This window comes from Actinobacillus arthritidis (assembly GCF_029774155.1).
GTDB lineage: Bacteria > Pseudomonadota > Gammaproteobacteria > Enterobacterales > Pasteurellaceae > Actinobacillus > Actinobacillus arthritidis.
This window is the reverse complement of record NZ_CP103833.1, coordinates 1,639,818-1,665,602: the sequence shown is the minus strand read 5'-3', so window position 1 is coordinate 1,665,602 and position 25,785 is coordinate 1,639,818. Positions and strand designations below refer to the sequence as shown.

14 protein-coding genes and 4 pseudogenes are annotated in these 25,785 nt (G+C 42.5%); 14 read left to right on the top strand and 4 right to left on the bottom strand.

The annotated features are described in order from the left end of the window. Positions 1 to 24: 24 nt before the first annotated feature. The 14 genes and pseudogenes from NYR89_RS07760 to NYR89_RS07695 all read left to right on the top strand — a co-directional run bounded on the left by NYR89_RS07760 (position 25) and on the right by NYR89_RS07695 (position 22,325). Positions 25 to 8,559, top strand: a complete 8,535-nt coding sequence (locus NYR89_RS07760; protein WP_279445375.1) for a midas domain-containing protein — start codon at positions 25 to 27, stop codon at positions 8,557 to 8,559. 181 nt (positions 8,560 to 8,740) lie between these two features. Then, entirely contained in the window at positions 8,741 to 11,800 is a 3,060-nt protein-coding gene (locus tag NYR89_RS07755; protein WP_279445374.1) for a UDP-N-acetylmuramoyl-tripeptide--D-alanyl-D-alanine ligase, read from the top strand. Positions 11,801 to 12,097: 297 nt separating this feature from the next. Continuing rightward, complete coding sequence (locus NYR89_RS07750; RefSeq protein WP_279445373.1) at positions 12,098 to 12,310, top strand: hypothetical protein; 213 nt, start codon at positions 12,098 to 12,100, stop codon at positions 12,308 to 12,310. Next, complete coding sequence (locus tag NYR89_RS07745) at positions 12,243 to 13,352, top strand: TolC family protein (RefSeq protein WP_279445372.1); 1,110 nt, start codon at positions 12,243 to 12,245, stop codon at positions 13,350 to 13,352. Before NYR89_RS07750 ends, NYR89_RS07745 begins: the two co-directional genes overlap by 68 nt. A gap of 14 nt (positions 13,353 to 13,366) precedes the next feature. Continuing rightward, positions 13,367 to 15,602: pseudogene (locus tag NYR89_RS07740) on the top strand (type I secretion system permease/ATPase). Further along, positions 15,592 to 16,818 carry an HlyD family type I secretion periplasmic adaptor subunit gene (locus NYR89_RS07735; RefSeq protein WP_279445371.1) on the top strand — a complete coding sequence of 409 codons (1,227 nt, stop codon included), beginning with the start codon at positions 15,592 to 15,594 and terminating at the stop codon, positions 16,816 to 16,818. Before NYR89_RS07740 ends, NYR89_RS07735 begins: the two are co-directional and overlap by 11 nt. Positions 16,819 to 16,821: 3 nt before the next feature. Beyond that, a complete protein-coding gene (gene truD, locus NYR89_RS07730) occupies positions 16,822 to 17,835 on the top strand; it encodes a tRNA pseudouridine(13) synthase TruD (protein ID WP_279445370.1) in 1,014 nt (337 codons plus the stop codon). Beyond that, a complete protein-coding gene (surE, locus tag NYR89_RS07725; protein WP_279445369.1) occupies positions 17,835 to 18,599 on the top strand; it encodes a 5'/3'-nucleotidase SurE in 765 nt (254 codons plus the stop codon). Before truD ends, surE begins: the two co-directional genes overlap by 1 nt. After that, positions 18,599 to 19,183, top strand: a complete 585-nt coding sequence (locus tag NYR89_RS07720; protein ID WP_279445368.1) for a YqaA family protein — start codon at positions 18,599 to 18,601, stop codon at positions 19,181 to 19,183. Before surE ends, NYR89_RS07720 begins: the two co-directional genes overlap by 1 nt. 11 nt (positions 19,184 to 19,194) lie before the next feature. Beyond that, positions 19,195 to 19,747 (top strand): annotated as a pseudogene (locus NYR89_RS07715) (LysM peptidoglycan-binding domain-containing protein). Positions 19,748 to 19,827: 80 nt separating this feature from the next. Continuing rightward, positions 19,828 to 20,025 (top strand): hypothetical protein, encoded by a 198-nt coding sequence (locus NYR89_RS07710; RefSeq protein ID WP_279445367.1) that lies wholly within the window; start codon positions 19,828 to 19,830, stop codon positions 20,023 to 20,025. Positions 20,026 to 20,052: 27 nt separating this feature from the next. After that, positions 20,053 to 21,278: pseudogene (locus tag NYR89_RS07705) on the top strand (peptidoglycan DD-metalloendopeptidase family protein). A gap of 68 nt (positions 21,279 to 21,346) precedes the next feature. Beyond that, positions 21,347 to 21,709: a hypothetical protein gene (locus tag NYR89_RS07700; protein ID WP_279445366.1), complete on the top strand. Its 363-nt coding sequence runs from the start codon at positions 21,347 to 21,349 to the stop codon at positions 21,707 to 21,709. A gap of 52 nt (positions 21,710 to 21,761) precedes the next feature. Then, positions 21,762 to 22,325 (top strand): DNA-3-methyladenine glycosylase I, encoded by a 564-nt coding sequence (locus tag NYR89_RS07695; protein WP_279445365.1) that lies wholly within the window; start codon positions 21,762 to 21,764, stop codon positions 22,323 to 22,325. Positions 22,326 to 22,376: 51 nt separating this feature from the next. Here NYR89_RS07695 and NYR89_RS07690 read toward each other — a convergent pair whose 3' ends face one another. From NYR89_RS07690 to hemH, 4 genes and pseudogenes are all read right to left on the bottom strand, one after another. Then, positions 22,377 to 23,504, bottom strand: a complete 1,128-nt coding sequence (locus NYR89_RS07690) for a M20/M25/M40 family metallo-hydrolase (RefSeq protein WP_279445364.1) — start codon at positions 23,502 to 23,504, stop codon at positions 22,377 to 22,379. A 16-nt stretch (positions 23,505 to 23,520) separates the two neighbouring features. Next, positions 23,521 to 23,987, bottom strand: a pseudogene (locus tag NYR89_RS07685) (YjiG family protein). After that, positions 23,984 to 24,622: a nucleoside recognition domain-containing protein gene (locus tag NYR89_RS07680; protein ID WP_279445363.1), complete on the bottom strand. Its 639-nt coding sequence runs from the start codon at positions 24,620 to 24,622 to the stop codon at positions 23,984 to 23,986. The pseudogene NYR89_RS07685 and the gene NYR89_RS07680 overlap by 4 nt, the downstream one beginning before the upstream one ends. 175 nt (positions 24,623 to 24,797) lie before the next feature. Next, entirely contained in the window at positions 24,798 to 25,757 is a 960-nt protein-coding gene (gene hemH / locus NYR89_RS07675; RefSeq protein ID WP_279445362.1) for a ferrochelatase, read from the bottom strand. Positions 25,758 to 25,785: the final 28 nt, after the last annotated feature.

Genomic DNA, 25,785 nt, shown 5'->3' with positions numbered 1-25,785 from the left:
TAATCAAATATAAGGAATTGTTGAATGGCATTACCCAATGTAACTTCAACAAGTACAACTGTAAAAGTACTTGATGCAAATCGTGAAGTAGCCAGTTACAAAGTAACGAAAGGCGAAGTTTTAACGATTAAAGCAGATAATAATGATGTGAACTACCAACTAATTAATGACAATACTGGTTTTGGTCCACAAAATATTATTACAAAACGTGAAGGTAATAACCTTGTTATTACTTTAGAAGACGGTGATGTAACACCGGATATCATCATTGAAAATTATTATGATGAAAATGGTGAAGCTAGCGATATGATCGTTGGTTTACACGAAAATGGCAAAATGTATGCATACGTACCAGAATCTGGCGTATCTTCAGATGCGATTAGTGTATTGGCAGAAGAAGTGATTGCTCCACAAGCGTTAGGTGGTACAGAACTTCATAGCCCATTCTGGGTATTTAGCCCGTGGTGGATTGCTGGTGCAGTAGGTGTGTTAGCGGCTACACTTCTTTTAGCTGATGACGATGATAATGGTAACAATGGTGGTGCAGATACAGATGCACCAGTACCACCGACAGTAACGCCAAACGACGATGGTTCAGTAACCATTACCCCAGCGGACGATGCAGATAAGACTACTGTAACGTACACAGATGAAGATGGTAACGAACAGACCAAAACGTTTGAAAAAGGCGACGACGGTAAATGGAAAGACAACGACCCAACAGATGGTGTGACCGTTGATCCAGATACAGGTGTTATCACGATTCCAGAAGAAGACGTTAAAGGCGGAACAGACGTTGTATCAACAAATGAAGATGAAGCAGGTAATGTTTCAGATGAAGGAAAAGGTACAGCGAAAGATACCGATGCACCAAAAGGTCAAGATTCAGACGGCGATGGCGTATCAGATGCAGATGAAAAAGCAAACGGTACAGATCCAAACGATAACGACACAGACAAAGACGGTACTCCGGATGGCGACGAAGATACAGACGGCGACGGTATCAAAGATAAAGACGAGTCAACAACTCCGGATGAAGACCCGAACCACACCGGTATCACAGATACAGACGGTGACGGCACGCCTGACTTAAAAGATAAAGATTCAGACGGTGACGGCGTATCAGACGCAGACGAGAAAGATAACGGCACTGATCCGAAAGATAAAGATTCGGATAAAGACGGTACTCCGGATGGCGATGAAGATACAGACGGCGACGGCATCAAAGATAAAGACGAGTCAACAACTCCGGATGAAGACCCGAACCATACCGGTATCACAGATACAGACGGTGACGGCACGCCTGACTTAAAAGATAAAGATTCAGACGGTGACGGCGTATCAGACGCAGACGAGAAAGATAACGGCACTGATCCGAAAGATAAAGATTCGGATAAAGACGGTACTCCAGACGGCGACGAAGATACAGACGGCGACGGTATCAAAGATAAAGACGAGTCAACAACTCCGGATGAAGACCCGAACCATACCGGTATCACAGATACAGACGGTGACGGCACGCCTGACTTAAAAGATAAAGATTCAGACGGTGACGGCGTATCAGACGCAGACGAGAAAGATAACGGCACTGATCCGAAAGATAAAGATTCGGATAAAGACGGTACTCCAGACGGCGACGAAGATACAGACGGCGACGGTATCAAAGATAAAGACGAGTCAACAACTCCGGATGAAGACCCGAACCACACTGGTATCACAGATACAGACGGTGACGGCACGCCTGACTTAAAAGATAAAGATTCAGACGGTGACGGCGTATCAGACGCAGACGAGAAAGATAACGGCACTGATCCGAAAGATAAAGATTCGGATAAAGACGGTACTCCAGACGGCGACGAAGATACAGACGGCGACGGTATCAAAGATAAAGACGAGTCAACAACTCCGGATGAAGACCCGAACCACACCGGTATCACAGATACAGACGGTGACGGCACGCCTGACTTAAAAGATAAAGATTCAGACGGCGACGGCGTATCAGACGCAGATGAGAAAGATAACGGCACTGATCCGAAAGATAAAGATTCGGATAAAGACGGTACTCCGGATGGCGATGAAGATACAGACGGCGACGGTATCAAAGATAAAGACGAGTCAACAACTCCGGATGAAGACCCGAACCATACCGGTATCACAGATACAGACGGTGACGGCACGCCTGACTTAAAAGATAAAGATTCAGACGGTGACGGCGTATCAGACGCAGACGAGAAAGATAACGGCACTGATCCGAAAGATAAAGATTCGGATAAAGACGGTACTCCAGACGGCGACGAAGATACAGACGGCGACGGTATCAAAGATAAAGACGAGTCAACAACTCCGGATGAAGACCCGAACCACACCGGTATCACAGATACAGACGGTGACGGCACGCCTGACTTAAAAGATAAAGATTCAGACGGTGACGGTGTATCAGACGCAGACGAGAAAGATAACGGCACTGATCCGAAAGATAAAGATTCGGATAAAGACGGTACTCCAGACGGCGACGAAGATACAGACGGCGACGGTATCAAAGATAAAGACGAGTCAACAACTCCGGATGAAGACCCGAACCACACCGGTATCACAGATACAGACGGTGACGGCACGCCTGACTTAAAAGATAAAGATTCAGACGGTGACGGCGTATCAGACGCAGACGAGAAAGATAACGGCACTGATCCGAAAGATAAAGATTCGGATAAAGACGGTACTCCGGATGGCGATGAAGATACAGACGGCGACGGCATCAAAGATAAAGATGAGTCAACAACTCCGGATGAAGACCCGAACCACACCGGTATCACAGATACAGACGGTGACGGCACGCCTGACTTAAAAGATAAAGATTCAGACGGTGACGGCGTATCAGACGCAGACGAGAAAGATAACGGCACTGATCCGAAAGATAAAGATTCGGATAAAGACGGTACTCCGGATGGCGATGAAGATACAGACGGCGACGGCATCAAAGATAAAGATGAGTCAACAACTCCGGATGAAGACCCGAACCACACCGGTATCACAGATACAGACGGTGACGGCACGCCTGACTTAAAAGATAAAGATTCAGATGGCGACGGCGTATCAGACGCAGACGAGAAAGATAACGGCACTGATCCGAAAGATAAAGATTCGGATAAAGACGGTACTCCAGATGGCGATGAAGATACAGACGGCGACGGCATCAAAGATAAAGATGAGTCAACAACTCCGGATGAAGACCCGAACCACACCGGTATCACAGATACAGACGGTGACGGCACGCCTGACTTAAAAGATAAAGATTCAGACGGTGACGGCGTATCAGACGCAGACGAGAAAGATAACGGCACTGATCCGAAAGATAAAGATTCGGATAAAGACGGTACTCCGGATGGCGATGAAGATACAGACGGCGACGGCATCAAAGATAAAGATGAGTCAACAACTCCGGATGAAGACCCGAACCACACTGGTATCACAGATACAGACGGTGACGGCACGCCTGACTTAAAAGATAAAGATTCAGACGGTGACGGCGTATCAGACGCAGACGAGAAAGATAACGGCACTGATCCGAAAGATAAAGATTCGGATAAAGACGGTACTCCGGATGGCGATGAAGATACAGACGGCGACGGTATCAAAGATAAAGACGAGTCAACAACTCCGGATGAAGACCCGAACCACACCGGTATCACAGATACAGATGGTGACGGCACGCCTGACTTAAAAGATAAAGATTCAGACGGTGACGGCGTATCAGACGCAGACGAGAAAGATAACGGTACAAATCCGCAAGATGACGATTCAAATGATGACGGCAAAAAAGACGGTGACGATGACACCGATGGCGACGGCATCAAAGATAAAGACGAGTCAACAACTCCGGATGAAGACCCGAACCACACCGGTATCACAGATACAGACGGTGATGGCACGCCTGACTTAAAAGATAAAGATTCAGACGGTGACGGCGTATCAGACGCAGACGAGAAAGATAACGGCACTGATCCGAAAGATAAAGATTCGGATAAAGACGGTACTCCGGATGGCGATGAAGATACAGACGGCGACGGTATCAAAGATAAAGACGAGTCAACAACTCCGGATGAAGACCCGAACCACACCGGTATCACAGATACAGACGGTGACGGCACGCCTGACTTAAAAGATAAAGATTCAGACGGTGACGGCGTATCAGACGCAGACGAGAAAGATAACGGCACTGATCCGAAAGATAAAGATTCGGATAAAGACGGTACTCCGGATGGCGATGAAGATACAGACGGCGACGGCATCAAAGATAAAGATGAGTCAACGACTCCGGATGAAGACCCGAACCACACTGGTATCACAGATACAGACGGTGACGGCACGCCTGACTTAAAAGATAAAGATTCAGACGGCGACGGCGTATCAGACGCAGACGAGAAAGATAACGGTACAAATCCGCAAGATGACGATTCAAATGATGACGGCAAAAAAGACGGTGACGATGACACCGATGGCGACGGCATCAAAGATAAAGATGAGTCAACGACTCCGGATGAAGACCCGAACCACACCGGTATCACAGATACAGACGGTGACGGCACGCCTGACTTAAAAGATAAAGATTCAGACGGCGACGGCGTATCAGACGCAGACGAGAAAGATAACGGTACAAATCCGCAAGATGACGATTCAAATGATGACGGCAAAAAAGACGGTGACGATGACACCGATGGCGACGGCATCAAAGATAAAGACGAGTCAACAACTCCGGATGAAGACCCGAACCACACCGGTATCACAGATACAGATGGTGACGGTACGCCTGACTTAAAAGATAAAGATTCAGACGGTGACGGCGTATCAGACGCAGATGAAGATGCAACTCGTAAGGATAACGATCCAAACAATAATTTAGATCCATATGATTCTGATTCAGATAACGATGGCACACCTGATGGCGATGAAGATACTGACGGTGATGGTAAATTAAATAAAGACGAATCAACTGTTCCAAATGAAGATCCAAATCATACCGGTATTACGGATAAAGATGGGGACGATATTGCAGATCTGATTGATGTAGATGACAGTGACGCAGATGCAGATGCAGATGCAGATGCAGATGCAGACGCGGATGCAGATGCTGACGCAGATGCTGATGCAGACGCAGATGCTGACGCGGATGCAGATGCTGACGCAGATGCTGACGCAGATGCTGACGCGGATGCAGACGCTGACGCTGATGCGGACGCAGATGCTGACGCTGATGCAGATGCTGACGCTGATGCAGATGCAGATGCAGATGCAGACGCTGACGCTGACGCTGATGCGGACGCAGATGCTGACGCAGACGCAGATGCTGACGCAGATGCTGATGCTGATGCTGATGCAGACGCAGACGCAGATGCTGACGCTGATGCAGATGCAGACGCGGATGCAGATGCTGACGCTGATGCAGATGCAGATGCAGACGCTGATGCAGACGCAGATGCTGACGCTGATGCTGACGCGGATGCAGATGCAGATGCTGACGCTGATGCAGATGCAGACGCTGATGCAGATGCAGACGCTGATGCAGACGCTGACGCTGATGCGGACGCAGACGCGGACGCGGACGCTGATGCAGATGCTGACGCTGATGCGGATGCAGACGCGGATGCTGATGCTGACGCAGACGCTGATGCTGATGCTGACGCTGACGCTGATGCAGATGCTGACGCAGATGCTGATGCTGACGCTGATGCAGATGCTGACGCTGATGCAGATGCTGACGCTGACGCTGATGCAGATGCTGACGCTGACGCTGATGCGGATGCAGACGCGGATGCTGACGCTGATGCTGATGCAGATGCAGATGCTGACGCTGATGCAGATGCAGATGCAGACGCTGATGCGGACGCAGATGCTGATGCAGACGCTGATGCGGACGCAGATGCTGATGCAGACGCAGATGCTGATGCAGACGCGGATGCTGATGCTGACGCTGATGCAGATGCTGACGCAGACGCTGATGCTGACGCTGATGCAGACGCAGATGCTGACGCTGATGCGGATGCAGATGCTGACGCTGATGCGGACGCAGACGCGGATGCAGATGCTGACGCTGATGCGGACGCAGACGCGGATGCAGATGCTGACGCAGACGCTGATGCAGATGCTGATGCAGATGCAGATGCTGACGCGGATGCAGACGCTGACGCTGATGCAGACGCAGATGCTGATGCAGACGCAGATGCTGATGCAGATGCTGACGCTGATGCGGACGCAGATGCTGATGCTGATGCTGATGCAGACGCGGATGCAGATGCTGACGCAGACGCTGATGCAGATGCAGATGCTGATGCAGACGCAGATGCTGATGCAGATGCTGATGCTGACGCTGATGCGGACGCAGATGCAGATGCTGATGCTGATGCAGACGCTGATGCAGACGCGGATGCAGATGCTGACGCAGACGCTGATGCTGACGCAGATGCTGATGCTGACGCAGACGCTGATGCAGATGCAGATGCAGATGCTGATGCAGACGCGGATGCAGATGCTGACGCTGATGCAGACGCTGATGCAGACGCAGATGCTGATGCAGATGCTGATGCAGACGCAGATGCTGATGCAGACGCAGATGCTGACGCGGATGCGGACGCAGACGCGGATGCAGATGCTGACGCTGATGCGGATGCAGATGCTGACGCTGACGCTGACGCTGATGCGGACGCAGACGCGGATGCAGATGCTGACGCTGATGCGGATGCAGATGCTGACGCTGACGCGGATGCAGACGCTGACGCTGATGCGGACGCAGACGCAGACGCGGATGCAGATGCTGACGCTGATGCAGATGCAGATGCTGACGCTGATGCAGATGCTGACGCTGATGCTGACGCTGACGCTGACGCTGATGCGGATGCAGATGCTGACGCTGATGCGGACGCAGACGCGGATGCAGACGCTGATGCAGATGCTGACGCAGACGCTGATGCAGATGCAGATGCAGATGCTGACGCGGATGCAGACGCAGACGCAGATGCAGACGCAGATGCAGACGCAGATGCAGACGCAGATGCAGACGCAGATGCTGACGCTGATGCAGATGCTGATGCTGATGCAGACGCTGATGCTGATGCAGACGCTGATGCTGACGCAGATGCTGACGCTGATGCAGATGCTGATGCAGACGCTGATGCAGATGCAGACGCTGATGCTGACGCAGACGCTGATGCAGATGCGGACGCTGATGCAGACGCAGACGCGGATGCAGATGCTGATGCTGATGCAGACGCAGATGCGGATGCAGACGCAGATGCTGACGCGGATGCTGACGCGGATGCAGATGCTGACGCTGATGCAGACGCGGATGCTGATGCAGATGCAGATGCTGACGCTGATGCAGATGCAGACGCTGATGCAGACGCAGATGCTGACGCTGATGCTGACGCTGATGCAGATGCTGACGCTGATGCAGATGCTGACGCTGATGCAGATGCTGACGCTGATGCAGACGCAGATCAAACAAAAACTGGCTTAGCATTTTCTGTTCCTGATTTACACGGCGACCTAACACCGTATTATGGACCATCTGAAGCAACAGCTTCACAACCAGGTACTACAAGCGTTACGGGTAATAACAATGCAAAATATAATTATACTGTTGCTTCACCAGCGAAAGGTGGAGATGCACGTGTAACAACAGATTTTGCTGATGTAATTAAATTAGGTACAGATCCAGCAAATAATGCAGGGCATGGTTTGTTATCTGTAACAAACGATAATGGTCCAAATGCTACAAGCACAGACGGTCGTCGAGATATTCTTACGGTAGACTTAGCGAAAGGTGATGATATCTTTGAAGTTGTTTCTCAGTATGGCGGTACGCGTGTTTACCTTGGTGAAGGTGATGATACTTATGTAGTTAAGAGTCCGGCCACAAGTGCTGATGCTTTTGTATTTGGTGAAGCTGGCAATGATACCTTTACGTTAGGTGATCCTGGTGCAGGAATAATTCCATCAGTTACTACTAACTTCAGTATTGTTGGTGGTTCAGGTAGTGATACAGTGAATATTCATAACCTCAGATTTGATGGTTTAATCGATTTAGGTTCGAATAAAAACTATAATGAATATTTATCTAACTATACAACAGGCGAAAGCTTAGGTAATGATAGAGGTGGTGAACAGTCTGGTGACCGAGATGTAGTTAATATCTATACTTACCCAACTAATACTGATACTGCTTCATATTCACTTAACAAAATGCTAGGAGTAGATGAAATTAATATTGAAGGACGTAATGTGAAGATTACGGCATCAGGTAAAGAATGGGTCGCTAATGCGAATGGTGAAGACCAAACCGTATTTATTAATAAAGGAGCTTATGTCGCTACAGTGGATCTTGGTAACAATGGTGGTAGCCAAAATGCATCTAGTATCCAGGAAGGTAATATCTTTACAGGTAGAACTTACTGGACTAAAGGTGCAGATATTCAACAAAATGGTGTGACTTACCATAGTTATAGCTATGAGAAAGATGGCACAACATTAACTGTTAATATCGAAGATGGCATCTATATTTACTAATCATTGATATGACTAGTGTTTAATGATTATAACCCCCTCCCGAAAGGGAGGGGTTATTTGTTTATGTCTTGTAATTTAGGGCAGAAACAAATAACAAGCGGTTAAATTTGAGTGAAAATTTGCAATAGCTATATTGTTGCAAAATGTAATGCTTGAAGAGCAGAAAAGGTAGGCAATGGTAATGAACAATATGTTACAAAGTGTGATTTCCCCACTCCGTCAGAAATTTGTGGAAAGTGCGGGAGTCACAACGGTTTTACGCAACACATTTATTTTATCAGCAACAGATGGTTTGGAGCGTGCGAAGGTTATTACTTTTGTTGCTAATTTATTGGATATGTCAGACAGTGAGTGGCATAAATTATTTGCACAAAAGTTAGCTAAGTTACAAGAAAAATTTCCTCGTCCCTTAAAATGGATTCGTTTGGAGTGGGTTACGGAGTCCAGTTTACATAATTGGGGTGATTTTAAGCAGATCTTAAAAAATTATAAGCGTAATTATTTTAGAGCCGGTATTGCCTTTGAGGGAAAAAGAGAACCTTGGTTGCTTTTAACCGAAACTGAATTAAACGCGAATGCTTGTTTATATCCAGCGGGGGAAATTGGCCATGCAATGGTTAATCAGCATAATTTAGAAATTTATTTTAAGGCACGCCATGGTAGTAGCCAAATACCTTTATTTAATGATGATTTAACTTTATGTATGTTTAAGACCGCTGGTTTCTTTTTTGATCTTGCAAGTGGTGAAACGTGCGAAATTTCGACAGCCCCTCGTAATCAAGGACGCCGGGTATTTGCTCCCCTAAATGTAAATAGCAGTGCAGATCTTATTCAAAAAATTACCGCTTACCTAGGACGGCAAGTATTAACTAATGGGCGTTATGAGTATGGCCATTTCCCTTGCTTTGGCCGAACTATCGGTACTTATAATACTTTACGGCATGCAAGTAGCACCTATGCATTGATTGAAGGATATGAGCTTTGTCAAAAGCAAGGTATGCAAGCGGTTGAATTAGCAAAAATTGCGGCAAATATTGAGAAAGCACTGACTTATCTTTTGCATAAAATTATTCGTCATTATTCGAATAATTTGGCTTATGTGGTTGAAATTAATGATGAAATTAAGCTCGGTGCGAATGCAGTAGCGATTTTAGCTTTGGTAAAATATATTCAAGTTTTTCCTGATTCTAATCGTTGTAATGATTATTTAGCACTTTGTGAGAAATTGGCGAATGGGATTGTGGCGATGCGACAACCGAATGGCTCGTTTGTACATATTCTTAGTGCCAAAGATTTATCTGTGTTAGCGGAGCATCGTATCATTTACTATGATGGAGAAGCGGCTTTTGGTTTAATGCGTCTGTATGGTTTAACGAAGGATACTCGCTGGCTGGATTGTGTGACAAAAGCATTTGACTACTTTATTGAAGCCAAACACTATGAGGCTCATGATCATTGGTTATCTTATTGCTCTAATGAATTAGTGCAATATAAGCCGGAGAAAAAATATTTCCAATTTGCCGTGGATAATGTGAAGGGCTATGTCGATTTTATTCGTACGCGAATTACGACGTTCCCAACCTTACTTGAGCTAAGTATGGCATTCCATAAAATGTTATTGAAACTGGATGAGTATCCTCAATTTAGTGATGTTTTAGCTGGTTTTGATGTCGCTGATTTTTATCAAGCGTTACATACTCGAGCCAATTATTTAGTCAATGGGGTGTTTTTCCCTGAATTAGCGATGTTCTATAAGAAACCGGAAACTATCTTGTATGGCTGTTTTATTCGTCATCATACCTTCCGCGTACGTATTGATGATGTAGAACATTATTTGTCAGGGTTAGTCGCATATCATCATTTATTGACAGAGCGACTATATCCAAAAAGTTTGACGAAGGATACAAGTAAATCAGAAACCGTTGAATATGTTTTAAATGCGGTTAATCTTGAGCTAGCGACATCGGGTAAGTGGTTACGAACTCCGGAAGACTCTTGGTTTGCAACAAATGTGGCAACCTATTCACAAAATTTCCAAGTAGGTTCTCTCTTAGTCGCACAAAGTAAAACGATGGATAAAGGCTTTTTCCGGAAAGTCGGGATCAATGCTTTTATCAAAAAAGGTGCGGTGGGTGTTATTACGGATAATCCTGAGCTATATACTGATTTGGATGTACCGGTATTAGTAGTTAAGGATGTGCGTAAAGCTGTATTAGCTATTGGGCGTTTTGTGCGTGAGCAATTTCGCGGGCATGTTTACGGTATTACCGGCAGTGCAGGGAAAACGACAACGGTTTCAATGTTAGCTCATACTTTACAAGTATTTGGTTCGACAGAGCAGACGCAAGGATCAGCAAATTTACCTATTGGTATCGCTTGGAATTTGGCTAAGTTTTCTCAATATGCTCAACATTGGGTTGTTGAAATGGCGATTGGACAGATGTCAGTAAACTCTGCTTTAGTTCAGCCTGAAGTTGCGATTATTACTAATATTGCACCCGCACATTTGCAGTATCATAATTCTTTAGAAGAAGTAGCACTTAAAAAGGCAAGAATTTTTGAAGCGATGTCTGTCGGTAGTCTCGCTATTATTTGTCGAGATATTGCACAATATGATTTGATTGCGATGAAAGCAAAACAAGCAAATTTGCGTATTGTTAGTTACGGTGAGCATCCCGAGGCTGATATTCGTTTAGTGAGCTATAAGCCGCATTTAAGTAAAATTCGTTTAGGGAATAGCCACTATGTTTTAAAACTTGAGGCAAACGGCAAACATTTTGTGTTAAATGCAATGGCTATCTTGGCAATTATTAAGGATAAAGGCTTAAGTATTCGTAAAGCGATAAATCAATTAAATTGTTTTAAAGCAGTGGAGGGGCGTGGAAATATAAAATCTCTGACATATCATGCTAAAAATATTACCGTCTATAATGAAGCCTATAATGCTAATCCACTTTCTATGCAAGTCGCGATTGATGCCTTTGGGGATGTTGAGGTAGAAAATTCAAATAAGCTTATGATTTTAGGAGATATGTTAGAGCTAGGCGAAGATAGTCAGCAATATCATCAGCAAGTCTTGGAATATGTTAATCAAAAGAATGTTAAGCGTATTATTTTGGTTGGTGAAGAAATGACAAAAGTACTGCAGTATTATCAAATAAAGATGTGCAAGTATTTCCAACACGTACTGAATTATTGGCGGTATTGCCTGAGCTTGTTAAGGCCGATCAGCATATACTAGTAAAAGCTTCTAATGGTATTGGCTTAGGCGATTTGTTTAGCCTGGATTAAAATGAAATTAAGTTAATGATCTGCACCTCAAAAGCCCAAAGAAATTTTGGATGATTAAGGTGCAGATTTTTTTTGAATTTGACCGCTTATTTGGGTGTGATGATAACAGGGATTTGTAAGGTTATTTACATAAGCGTAAAAATCGAAAGTCAGCTAGGTTCTATATGAATAAGTAATATAGAATGGAATACATTTTTAGTCTTGCAAAATTATGTAAGATTTTTTTCAAACAATGAGTAAATATGAAATGAAAAATATGAAAAAAACAGTATTAGTAATCTTGAGTAGCTGTGCTTTTTTTATGCCGAGTTTTGCTCAGGCGGAAACGTTAAAAAATATTATGCAATATGCGTTAACAGCTGATCCGACTTTAGATGAGGCAAGAGCAAATATTGCAAAGAACAGAAAGCCAAGTAAAGATTTCGGAAGCCGGGCATTTGCCGGTGGTTTCGTTAAGTAATACAGGTGTATTAGCTCAAAAGCATAAATATAGTAGTGAACGCCGTTCTGGTATGAGTCTTAACGGTAAAGTTAATCTCTATTCTTGGGGAGCTGTTGAGGCAGAAATTGAACGAGATAAAAGTAAAGAAGGCTATTATCGCCATAAGTTTACTGAAACTAGAGAGCAAGTAGGGCAGAAGATAGGTGAATATTATTTGGTCGCTTTGCGTGCTAAGGAAAGTATTAAGGTATATCGTGAAAGTTTAGTCCGACATGAGAAACTAATTCAAGATTTAAAAGTGATTGTTTCTTATGATGTCGGTCGTGAGTCTGAACTTAATGAGGCACAATCTCGCCGTAATCAGGTTGAGGCAACCATTGCTCAACAAGAAAGAATTCTTTATACCAGTCTAAGCCAGCTCTCTCGTTATTCAGGACAAGCTGTTGATGAGAGTGCGTTAGACGATCCTTTCACGAAAGTTGATCCGGTAAAATTCTTACAGCAATATCGTAATCCGGATATTAATAATAATCCGACTTTCCTTGCTCAACAAAAAGAATTCGAGAGTACAGAGGCGGCATTAAGAGCTTCAGAAGCTCGCCGTTTACCTGCGATCAATTTAGAAGGTTCGGCAAGTAGACACGAACGAGAAGTTTATGTGGGGGTGTCATGGGATCTTTATAATCCTGCGTCCAAACATACCGTTGAGTATAACCGACATAGCCAAGCCGCTGATGCAAAGTTAAGAGAGATTGAGTTGGAGCTTGAAGAAAAAGGGCGTACTGCAGAAGAAGAGATGCTACGTAATAAGCAACTGCTAAAAATTACTGGTAGACAAATTAATTTACAGAAAAAAGTGGTTGAAGATACTGAGCTACAATTCGATATTGCAATGAAATCATTAATCAATGTGCTTGATGCTTATCAAGAACTTACATCGGTACAAATCGCTGAAGTGTCCGCTCGTAACGATTTCCGTGATGTCGCACTTCTCTATCTTGTTTCTCAAGCAAATGTTTCTAAGTGGGCAGGTATTGCAACTTTAGATTTAACTAAATAAAAATAGGATTAAAAATGAAATCAATTATTGAGCATTTGGCGTTTGCTACCCAATTTCATGGGACGCCTGTTGCAAAGGAAACGCTTTCTGCACAAGCAGTAAGAGATAAGAATCAAAATATTAATTATCAATCACTGGTGGAAGTCTTACGTTCACATGGTTTTGAAAATAGTATTTCAAAACGTGCATTGGCAGATATTCCAAGCCTTTCTGTTCCTGTTGTGGTTATTCTACGTAATGAAGAGGTCGCTGTGGTAACCAAAATAGAAGGCAATGGCAAAGATAGACAGTATCATTTATATCAAGCTGGCGTGAACCATATTGTCGATGCAGCAACATTAACGGCGGATTATTTGGGATATTGTTGGTTTATTAAGCCTAAGATTGCGGTGGATGAACGTTCAGAATTACCTGAGTATCATTTGCCTAAGGCTTGGTTCTGGAAAGTCATTTGGCGTTTCCGCTCTTATTATTATCAGGTTATTTTGGCTACATTTATCATCAATTTTTTGGCATTGGTCAGTTCGCTTTATGTGATGAATGTCTATGACCGAGTGATTCCCAATAAAACTTATGAAACCCTTTGGGCGTTGAGTATTGGTGTTGTTTTAGCGATTAGTTTTGAGATGGTCGCTAAGTTGATTCGAGGGCATCTTACTGACATTGCAGGTAAGAAATCGGATTTGATTATCAGTTCTGCCTTATTTAGACGAGTAATGGGCTTACGATTGGTTGATAAACCTGTTTCCGCTGGTTCTTATGCAAATAACTTGCGAGAATTTGAGTCTGTTCGAGAGTTTATGACTAGTGCTAGTTTACTGGTATTAGTTGATTTGCCATTTTTGTTTCTCTTTATTTTTGTTATTTATCTTGTTGGCGGTGCTTTAGCTCTAGTCCCGCTGATTATTATTCCTATTGTTGGATTTGTTGGATTGGCGGTACAGCCGAAGATTGCGACTGAATATTAATTCGACGATGAGGGAGTCTTCCCAGCGTCAAGGTTTAGTGGTAGAAGCGATAGAGGGGATTGAAACGCTAAAAGCACACAATGCAACAAATTGGGCACAACAACGTTGGGATTCTTTTACGGCTAAGACTGCTACGACACAGATTAAAGTGCGTGATTTAAGTAACTTTGTGACGAGTTTCGCGACGATGATGCAACAGCTGAATACGGTATTTTTAGTTTTAGTTGGAACTTATCTTGTTCACGCAGAAGATGAAGCAAGTCGAATCACAATGGGGGCATTGATTGCATCTGTTATTTTATCTGGTCGTGCCTTAGCGCCTCTTGGGCAAATTGCAGGGCTTGCGACTCGTTTTCAACAAGCGAGAATGGCATTACAAGGCATTGATAATATTGTTGATAAGCCAACAGAACGTCAATCGGATCGTAAATATATTACGCTTTCAAATGTGCAAGGTTCAATAACATTTAAAAATGTGAACTTTCAATATAATAAAGAAAGTGGTGATATTGTTTCTGGTCTGAATGTTGAGATTAGAGCGGGTGATAAAGTGGGTGTGATTGGGCGTGTAGGTAGTGGTAAAAGTACAATGCTCAAACTTGCATCAGGTTTATATGAGGCATCAAAAGGTAGCGTGACTCTTGACGATGTAGATATTCGTCAAATTGAGCCTTATTTCTTACGTAATCAAGTCGCGTTATTTGGACAAGCACCTAGACTTTTCTTAGGTACACTACGTGAAAACCTTGATTTAGCACGTTCAGATAACTTCACAAACGATCAGGATTTATTAGTGGCTTTACGCCGTTTTGGATTAGAAAAACTGATTCAAAGACATCCAAGAGGATTGGATATGCCATTGGGCGAAAATGGACAAGGGCTATCCGGAGGTCAGAAGCAATTAGTTGCATTAGCTCGCTTAACGTTAAAAGATCCTAGAGTTGTATTATTAGATGAGCCAACAAGTGATTTGGACCAAGATGCTGAGAATGTTGTTTTACACGCTTTAGCTAATTGGACTAGCAATCGTACTATGGTAGTTGTTACTCATCGTCCACAAGTGCTGAAAATTGTAAACCGTATTATCGTGATGGATAACGGTAAAATTGTGATGGAAGGGCCGAGAGATGCCGTGCTGGAACGCTTACGCCAAAATGAGATTGAAGCAAGAAATCGTGTAAATCAGGCAAATCAACAAGCGGTCGAAAAAGCGGCAAAATCTGCAAATAAAGAGGAAACACAAAACATTCCTGAAAGCGAGAAAAAAATAGATGAAAAATAATCAAGAAAAGGTAAAACAAGCTGATTTATCATTAATTAATGATCTTAATGCGGCGATGCAAACGGAAAAGCATACGGGGACATTTTCCGTTATTATTCTGTTTTTTGTATTCCTTGTCGCTTTTATCATTTGGGCTTACAACAGCCCATTAGAAGAAGTAACTCGAGGGCAAGGTAGTGTAATCCCAAGCAGTCGAGATCAGATTGTACAAAGCCTTGATCCGGGTATTATCCGTGAGATGAAAGTTAAAGAAGGGGATATTGTTGAGAAAGATCAGATTTTAGTGGTGTTAGACGATACTCGAAGTTCTGCTATTTTACGAGAAAGTGAAGCTAAGGTATTAAACTTACGTGCCGTGGTTTCTCGCTTACAGGCAGAGGCGTATGGTATGCCACTAAAGTTTGATGATGAGATTCCTCAAGAGATTCAAGAACGAGAGCGTGCGACTTATGTTGCTCGCCAAAGAGCAATGAAAGAAGCTGTAAGTGGTTTAGCACAAAGTAAGGCATTGCTCGATCGAGAAATTGCCATTACCTCACCAATGGTCGCGAAAGGCGTAATGTCAGAGGTTGAGCTGTTACGCAGTAGAAAGCAGTCTGCTGATTTAGCACAACAAATTGCAGAACGTAAAAATAAATATATTGCTGATGCAAGCAGTGAGTTAGTTCAAATGGAATCTGAGCTTGCTCAAGCAAGAGAAAATATGGCGATGCGAGCTGACCCAGTAGAACGTTCGCAAATTAAAGCGCCATTAAGAGGTGTGGTAAAAAATATTAAAATTAATACAGTTGGCGGTGTTGTGCAAGCTGGTGAAGATATTTTAGAAATCGTACCGCTCGACGAGAAGCTAATTGTACAAGCTTATATTAGTCCTAAAGATGTGGCTTTCATTAGAACTGGGCAAGAAGCATTAGTAAAAATTAGTGCTTATGATTACTCATTATATGGTGGTTTAGAAGGAAAGGTTACGTTATTGAGTCCGGATACGCTACAAGATGAACGACGCCCAAGTGAGTTAAAGCTTAATCCTGATGAATCTTACTATCGTATTTTAGTAGAAACGAATGAAAATACGTTAAAAGATAAGAATGGTAAGCCATTAGAAATTACACCGGGTATGACTGCTATTGTGGATATTCGTACCGGTGAGAAAACGATTTTCCAATATCTGATTAAGCCAATTACTCGAATGAAGCAAGCGATGCAAGAAAGGTAGTATATGCAATTAAATTATCTCTTAGGGCGACCACAGCAAGCGGGCAGATTAAAGGTGGAATTTGCTGATTTTATCGTACGGGAAGAGCTTGGCTATCCGCTTAGTGGCGAAGGCGAATTTGTCGCAGTGAAAATCCGTAAGACTAATGCAAATACGTTATTTGTTGGCGAACAGTTAGCGAAGTTTGTCGGTATTTCGGCAAAAAATATGAGTTATGCTGGGCTTAAAGATCGTCACGCGGTGACCGAACAATGGTTTTGTTTGCATTTAGCCGGTAAAGAAACCCCCGATTTTGCCCAATTTGAATGTGAGGGCGTAGAGATTTTAGAGGTAACTCGCCATAATCGTAAGATTCGAGTCGGTAGTTTAGCCGGTAATCATTTTGAATTGTTATTACGTGATGTAAGTGAATCGGATGAACTCAAGCAACGTTTAAGCCAGTTACAAGCGGTCGGATTCCCGAATTATTTTACCGAACAACGTTTTGGGCGTGACGGACATAATTTGACTCAGGCATTACGTTGGGCAAATGGTGAAATTAGCGTTAAAGATCGCAAAAAACGTAGCTTTTATCTATCGGCGACTCGTAGCGAAGTGTTTAATTTAGTGGTGTCACAACGTATTGCAGACGGTTTAACTCAGACAGTTTTAGTCGGCGACTATTTGCAATTAGCCGGTTCTAACAGCTTTTTTCTGGTAGATGAAAATGAAATCGTGGAAACACAACAGCGTTTAGATTCAGGCGATGTGTTATTAACTGCACCGTTAATTGGTGAAAAATCACAAGAATTGACCGCTTGTGAAGCGGAAAAAATGATCGTTGAACGTCATTCCGTGTTGCTTGATTTGATGAAAAAAGAACGAATGGCAAATGCTCGTCGTGCAATGTTATGTAAACCGCAAAACTTTTCATGGCAATTTGAGTCTGAAGGCTTACGCCTTAAATTCTTTTTAGATTCAGGTAGTTATGCAACTGCATTGGTACGTGAATTAATTCTCTTAACGGAACAAGAATAATGAATATTTTAATCAGTAATGACGATGGCTATCATGCACAAGGTATTCAAATGTTAGCCAAAACGTTACGTGAGGCAGGGCATTCAGTTACTGTAATTGCACCGGATCGTAATCGTAGTGCTGCATCCAGTTGCTTAACTTTAATGGATCCGATTCGAGTGCATCAGATTGATGAATTTAATTATACGGTCATTGCAGGCACGCCGGCGGATTGTGTACACTTAGCCTTGAACGGTTTTTTTGAACAGCCATTTGATTTAGTCGTTTCAGGCATTAACCACGGTGCGAATCTAGGTGATGATGTCGTTTATTCGGGAACTGTTGCCGCAGCGTTAGAAGGTCGTCATTTACCTTTTCCGAGTTTGGCGGTTTCATTAGTTGGTAAAAAATCCGAAGGTCATTTATTCGGTAATAATCATTTTGAAACGGCAAGACAAGTCGTATTGGATTTATTACCGAAAGTACAAAAAGGTATTTTACCTGCACGCCAGATTTTAAATATTAATGTACCGGATTTACCTTACGAACAAGTAAAAGGTGTGATGGTAACTCGTTTAGGGAATCGTTCACTGGCTACCGAAATTGTAAAGCGAGAAGATCCTCGTGGTTCGACCATTTATTGGCTCGGAGCAAACGGTGTACCGGTTGATGCGACTGAGGGAACAGATTTCTATGCCTTGGCAAATGATTATGTTTCGATTACCCCGATTCAAGCAGATATGACGGCACATTATTCTATTCAAACATTAAAGGATATTTTTTAATGAAATTATTCGGTCCGATTTATGATAAAACCATGGAATGGTCAAAGCACCGCTTTGCCGGCTTTTGGCTTAGCTTTGTGAGTTTTATTGAGGCGATTTTCTTCCCAATTCCACCGGATGTGATGTTGATCCCGATGTCGATGAGTAAACCGCAAAATGCGATGCGTTATGCGATTTATACTACGATTGCTTCTGTACTTGGCGGTATTATTGGTTACTTTATCGGTTTATACGCATTTGAGTGGGTGCAAGGATTAATTACCGATTGGGGAATGCAAGCTAACTTTGATAAAGCAAAGGCTTGGTTTGAAACATGGGGCGTTGCAGTAGTTTTCTTAGCCGGCTTCTCGCCAATTCCGTATAAAGTGTTTACAATCTGTGCCGGTGTAATGCAAATGGCATTTTTCCCATTCGTGATTACTGCGCCGATTTCTCGTTTTGCTCGTTTTGCTTTGGTGGCAAAACTTTCAGCGTGGGGCGGAGAAAAATATGCAGAAAAAATTCGTCGCTCTATTGAGCTGATCGGTTGGGGAACGATTGCCGTGGCAGTCTTAGCTTATATCGCATATCAATTATTTAAATAAAGGATATTAAAATGAAAAAGTCATTTCTTTTATTTCCATTAGTGGTTTCAGCTTCACTGATATTATCAGCGTGTTCATCTTCTTCATCAGAGGGGGCGGAGGTAACAGATGTAAATTCTAGCGGTATATCGTCTGCACCGGCTGTACCGAGTTGGCAATCATCTGATGTGATTCAATCAGCAGAAATGCCGGCATCAATGTCATCCGCACCGACTCAAACTATTGGGCAAAGCACTTATAGAAATGGACAGGTCGCTTATAATAATGTGCAGAACAGTGACAATAATGTGCAACAGCCTGTACAACAAGTTACTGTACCAAATTATAATGCTCAATCGGAAACGCTAGGTAATTGCCAAGTAGTAAGAGATTCTGCTGGTGCACCAATTTATGCACAAATTACAAAAGGTTGTTACACTGGGAGTAGTTATACGGTAGGGAAAAGCGATACAATGTTCCTTATTTCCTATTTAACCGGTCAAACTCCGGCACAAATTGCAAGCATTAAATAATATTAGTACCACGACGAGGTTATCAGTTGGTCAGGTGTTACGTGTAAGATAAATATTGATTCCATTATTTATTTAACGACAGCCGTAAATAACGACTGTCGTTTTATTCGTTTATAGATTTAGGAAAGTGAAATGAAAAAAGTATTATGTTTAACTGCTTTATTACTTAGTTTAACCGCGTGTAGTTCGAATCAAGCAACGGTAAGTGATGACTCACAATTAGCACCGGGCATTATGCGACCGGTATCTGGTTCCGGTGCGGCAGAAGGTAGTTATAGTTGGCCTTCTGAAGTCGAATCTGCACCAATGCCGTCATCAATGACTAAGTAACTTATTTTGAAAAGGACCAATGACAAAATGAATAAATCGTTTCTTTTATTACCTTTAGCAACGTTAATTTTAACGGCGTGTAGTTCAAATGCTCCGGCACCGGTTGTGAGTGCAACAGATAGTACCGAATTAAGCCCCGGTGTGATGCGACCTGTTTCGGGTACTGCACCGACAACTTATGGTTGGCAATCTGATATTCAACCGGTATCTATGCCAAGTTCAATGGGATCAGCACCGGTCGCTACACCGGTAGCTTCTCAACCAGCCGTAACCAATCCGGTCATTACGGAACAGCCAAGTCAACCGCAAACAACGACCAAAGTGGTGAAAAAACCAAAACCGTAGAGAAAAAAGTAAATCAGAACTTTGAGATTCCTCGTGATGCGAATAATGCCCCGGTATACAGCCAGATTCAAAAAGGCTTCTATGACGGTTCGACTTATACGGTACGTAAAGGCGATACAATGTTCTTAATCGCTTATATTATCGGCAAAGATGTTAAAGAGATTGCCTCATTAAATAATATGAGTGAGCCTTATCAATTAACTGTAGGACAAAAATTAAAAACCGGTAAATCGGCTACTGAAACCGTCACAGTTGAAGAAAAAGTGACGGTGCCGGTTGAACCGCAAATTACCTATCAACAAGGTGCAAACGGTACGACTTATGCGTCAGACGGTAATATTACCGGCCCGGTAAAAGCCGGAGCAGGTGCCGCTTCTGTGCCTGTTGCGAATAATGGTATTCGTGCCTCCGTAGGTAATCCTGCTACTGTGGCGACAGGTGTTGTGGCAACCACTGCGCTGGCAGCACCGGCTATACGTGCAACTACAGCAGATTCACCAACTTCTTCCCGATCAAATACGGTGGCTACACCAGCCTCGAATATTAAATGGCAATGGCCGACAGCCGGTCGTGTCATATCAGGTTTCTCTGTTGCGGAAGGCGGAAACAAAGGTATTGATATTGCCGGCTCTAAAGGTCAAGACGTAAAAGCGGCGGCAGGGAAAGTCGTTTATGCTGGTAATGCTTTAGAAGGCTACGGTAACTTGATTATCATTAAACATAATGATGACTTCTTGAGTGCTTATGCACATAACGATAGTATCAAGGTTGATGAGCAAGATAACGTTAGTGCAGGTGAAACGATTGCGAAAATGGGGAGTACCGGTACAAATAGTAACAAACTTCACTTTGAAATTCGTTACAAAGGTAAATCGATTGATCCAACACGTTATTTACCGAAAAAATAGTAATTTTTAGCTAAAATATGACCGCTTGTGAGTGCTAATAAGCGGTCTTTTTTCATCAATTTTTTACAATGCGAACATTATTACTCATCAGCGGATTTATTGGCTTTCTGGCTTCTTGTGAAGTTAACCAAGAAAGTATCTGTGTAAAACGAGATAAGTACGACTGCTTATCATCGAACGGTTTCAGTTACTCATTTTTGCAGAAAGAATGTATACAACCTTTCAAGCTGGCGAATCTTCGTTTAGCTGATCCTGTAAATCAGGATTTGGCGATTTATGTTGTTTTATCCGAAGATAAAGCTCAAGCGGAACTATTTTCAGCAAATTTACCGCAAGGCATAATTTTAGATGCGGTCAAAGGCGGATATTTATCAAAGGATAATCAAATCCGATTAATGAAACTTGCCGAAGGTTGGAAAATTTATTTATAAATTAGCCCGCTTATTATTTGATAAGCGGTCATTTTTGTGAGGAAAATTGCAAATGGTTACACGTTGTGACTGGGTTGGCGAAAGTGAAATTTATATCAATTATCACGATCAAGAATGGGGAAAGCCGGAATTTGATAGCCGTAAGTTATTTGAACAACTGTGTTTGGAAGGGCGACAAGCCGGGCTTTCTTGGATTACGGTGTTGAAAAAGCGTGAGGCTTACCGTCAGGCATTTTTCCAGTTTGATCCGGAGCGTATAGCACAAATGACGGAATCGGATATTGAGCAACTTATGCAAAATATCGGCTTGATTCGCCACCGAGCTAAATTGGAAGCGATTGTAAAAAATGCGAAGGCTTATCTTGCTATGCAAGCAAATGGAGAAGATTTCAGCCGGTTTATTTGGGCATTTGTAGGTGGTAAACCGCAAATTAATGATGTACCGGATTTATCAGCCTTACCGGCAAAAACAGAGGTTTCGGCGACGATGTCAAAGGCATTGAAAAAGAAAGGTTTTGTATTTGTCGGGGAAACTACCTGTTACGCTTTTATGCAATCGATGGGATTAGTTGATGATCATCTTAATGATTGTTTTTGTAAGCGTACGAAGAAATGATAAAAGGATTAGCCTACAAAAATAGGAATTTGTAGGCTGATTTTTTATTGATTAATGATCATTAAATAAATGTTTAATGACGGCAACGACTAAATTACATTTAGGAACAATCGAATCTACCTCTAAATATTCGGTTTTTGCATGCATATTACCGCCGGTAGGTCCTAACCCGTCAATGGTTAAGCAACCGGCTGAGGCGGCGATATTGCCGTCACTTAAACCTCCTGCATCGACCCATTTGATTGGATAGTGAAGCTGTTTACCTACTTCGTCAAAGATTTGTTTTACTTTTGGTAAATTTACTTCATCAATCATGGGGGCTTCGCTGTTTATTAATACTTTGTTAGACGTTACACCCTCAACAAAAGGATTGCCCAGTACACGTTGTAAGTGTTGTTCAAAGTATTCGAGAGAAGATGGTAATCGGTAACGCATTTCGATTGTCAATGAGGCAAAATCGGCAATGACATTATGTGCATTGCCACCATTATTGATGACGCAGTTAAAGGTATGCCCGATTTCAAAATCGTTTAATTTTGAAAATTCGACAATAAAATTAGCCGCTTCAACTAATGCAGAACGACCTCTTTCCGGATTATTACCCGCATGAGCGACGACACCGTGAAAATCAATCTTATAGGTAATGACCCCTTTTCTAGTTGCTACCATTGAACCGTCTTCTCTAGCTGGCTCCATCACAAAACAATATTTGGCTTTACGGGCATATTCACGAATACTGTCTTTGGCATAGGTAGATCCGATCTCTTCGTGAGAATTTAGGTAAACCGCAATATTATATTTAGTTAAATCCAGTTCCTGTAAAACATAAAAACTCAGCAATGCACCGGATTTGTCATCGATAACGCCCAAAGCATTAATTCTTTCTCCGTTATTGGTAAACGGTACATCGTTTGCTGTACCGACTGGAAAAACTGTATCCATATGAGCGATAAACAAAATATCGAATTGTTCCGCATCGGGATTATTGCTAATGAGTAAACAATCGGCAACGTTATCACTATTCATCGGGAGCTTTTTGTGAGAAAGTCCAAGCTTTTCTGCTTTTTGAATAAACCAGTCGGCAACTTGATTTACACCGCAAATATGAGATGCAGGGCTTTCAATATCCGTAATGGTTTTTAATTCATTAAGAAAATCATTTAATTGACTGTTTTGCATAATAATTTACTCCTGATTAGACGATAAATCTCATTAATAACATCGCTAAATAAGCATTGACAATACAGATACCGAATAATACGAGATAGTGTCTACCGGGAACGCCTAATACGCCTAAAACACGTCCCATATATTGCACAGTCGAACCGACAAGTGCCATACCCGGTAATAAGATAGCGATATGCTGTGCGTTTAATGTACCTTCTTGCACTAAGGCAACTAACACACCGGCAAGCACCGCCCCAACTTAGAAATGCTCGCTAAAAATACCGCTATTGATTCGCCGGGTAATCCGAGAGGTGCCATAATAAATCCGATATATTCACCAAGCAGTTTTAGTAATCCTGATGCGTTGAGTACATAAATAATGACAAATGCCATTAACACATTCGGAATGGTACTGGTTATCGCAATATTCCACCCTTTTCTTGCCCCTTCGATAAATACGTCGGTGACTAATTTGTTGTCGTTGCTGTTATTCATACACCCACCTCATCATCTTTAACGAATTTTTTTACATACAGACGCATTAGATTTGCCCCGAATATTTTAAACAGGAAAATAATGCCTAAGCACATTGCGATTGAAAGCGGTGCGACACTACCGGCTTTATCGGTAATTAATAATAACGGGGCGAAAGAAGAAAGAAAATTGGTTAAGAACGCACCGGCACTAAATTGGAATGCGGCAAAAATCAGTAATTCTTTATGACTAATTTGATTTTCGTTGCGTAGGAGGCGAGTAGTGGAACTACCGGCATCGGTACTTTGCGTACTGGCAATTAAAGAAATGGAACAAACACCGGGAATACCCATCAGCGGTTTTAAAATCGGACTTAGCCATTTGGATGCGGCTAATAATGCCCCGAAGTGTTCAAAAATCGCGACAAATCCTAATGCTAACATCACACTCGGAACTAATGTTAAAGCAAAGATAAATCCGCCTTTGGCACTTGTACCGCCCGATGTTTTTAGCCATTCGGGAAATTGTCCGGTCAGTTTACTGTAATCAAAGATCCCACCCCATAAATCTTTAGCAAAACCGCCAAAGAAAATAATGGCACATAGCAATGAAATTGTTCCAACGATCAATTTCTTCGTATTGACTTCATTACTCATATTCTCTCCTTAATCTAGTTATGATAGGCAAGAGGAATATAGTATAGATAATCAAAGTTTACTGTGATGGATTTCACAAAAATGAAATGTTTCTAGGAAAAGATAAGCGGTCATATTTTCGGGTATTTTTACGCCTTAAAAAAGTAAAAAAATCGGAAAATATGACCGCTTATTTTTAGATTTTAGCCTCAATCAACTTCGCTAATGCGTTGATGTGATCGGCATTGGCATTGAGTGCCGGAATGTAACGATAAGATTGTCCGCCAGCGTTGAGGAAGTTTTCTTTATTTTCCTCGGCGATTTCTTCTAAGGTTTCTAAGCAATCCGCGGAGAAACCGGCACAAATTACCGCAATTTTTTTCACGCCTTCGCTTGGTAATTTTTCCAAGGTTTCATCCGTATAAGGTTGTAACCATTCTTCATCGCCAAAGCGAGATTGGTAAGTGACTAACCATTGTTCATCGGTAAGCGATAATTTACTTGCGACTAATTGTGCAGTTTGTTGGCAATGCTCAGGATAAAAATCGCCCTCAGTTTGGTAACGTTTCGGAATACCGTGGAACGAGAACAGTAATTTTTCGTCTTCAGCCAGCTGAATTGTGTTAGCTAATGCTTGGATATAAAGCGGATCATTGTGATAACTGTGGATAAACTCAAACGGCACAATTTTACGTTGTTGGGTTAAGCCACGAGCAAATGCGTCAAATACAGATGCGGTTGTGGTGCTACTGTATTGCGGATAAAGCAGCGACACAATGATTTTGCTTACGCCAGCTTTAATTAAGTGGTCTGTCGCACTTTCAATACTTGGATTGCCGTAGCTCATTCCAAGCTCAACTAAGACATTTTGATTTTGTTGATCAAAATAGCTTTGTAACGCTTGTTGTTGTTGACAAGAAATAGCTAATAACGGTGAACCTTGTTCCGTCCAAATTTCACGATACAGTTTGGCCACTTTAGGCGATCTTTTCGGTAAGATCATATAATTTAAAATGAATTGCCATTTGAATTTGGGTAAATCAATGACTCGAGGGTCGCTTAAAAATTGTTTTAAATAGCGTTTAACTGCTGGAGGCGTTGGTTCGTCAGGTGTACCAAGATTAGCAAGTAAGACGCCGATTTTATGTGAAGTCATAATAAAGCTCATTTATATATGGATCAGA

Coding starts and splice junctions, on each gene's coding strand:
- NYR89_RS07760 (WP_279445375.1), top strand. CDS start 25: ATGGCATTACCCAATGTAACTTCAACAAGTACAACTGTAAAAGTACTT.
- NYR89_RS07755 (WP_279445374.1), top strand. CDS start 8,741: ATGAACAATATGTTACAAAGTGTGATTTCCCCACTCCGTCAGAAATTT.
- NYR89_RS07750 (WP_279445373.1), top strand. CDS start 12,098: ATGAAAAATATGAAAAAAACAGTATTAGTAATCTTGAGTAGCTGTGCT.
- NYR89_RS07735 (WP_279445371.1), top strand. CDS start 15,592: ATGAAAAATAATCAAGAAAAGGTAAAACAAGCTGATTTATCATTAATT.
- truD (WP_279445370.1), top strand. CDS start 16,822: ATGCAATTAAATTATCTCTTAGGGCGACCACAGCAAGCGGGCAGATTA.
- surE (WP_279445369.1), top strand. CDS start 17,835: ATGAATATTTTAATCAGTAATGACGATGGCTATCATGCACAAGGTATT.
- NYR89_RS07720 (WP_279445368.1), top strand. CDS start 18,599: ATGAAATTATTCGGTCCGATTTATGATAAAACCATGGAATGGTCAAAG.
- NYR89_RS07710 (WP_279445367.1), top strand. CDS start 19,828: ATGAAAAAAGTATTATGTTTAACTGCTTTATTACTTAGTTTAACCGCG.
- NYR89_RS07700 (WP_279445366.1), top strand. CDS start 21,347: ATGCGAACATTATTACTCATCAGCGGATTTATTGGCTTTCTGGCTTCT.
- NYR89_RS07695 (WP_279445365.1), top strand. CDS start 21,762: ATGGTTACACGTTGTGACTGGGTTGGCGAAAGTGAAATTTATATCAAT.
- NYR89_RS07690 (WP_279445364.1), bottom strand. CDS start 23,504: ATGCAAAACAGTCAATTAAATGATTTTCTTAATGAATTAAAAACCATT.
- NYR89_RS07680 (WP_279445363.1), bottom strand. CDS start 24,622: ATGAGTAATGAAGTCAATACGAAGAAATTGATCGTTGGAACAATTTCA.
- hemH (WP_279445362.1), bottom strand. CDS start 25,757: ATGACTTCACATAAAATCGGCGTCTTACTTGCTAATCTTGGTACACCT.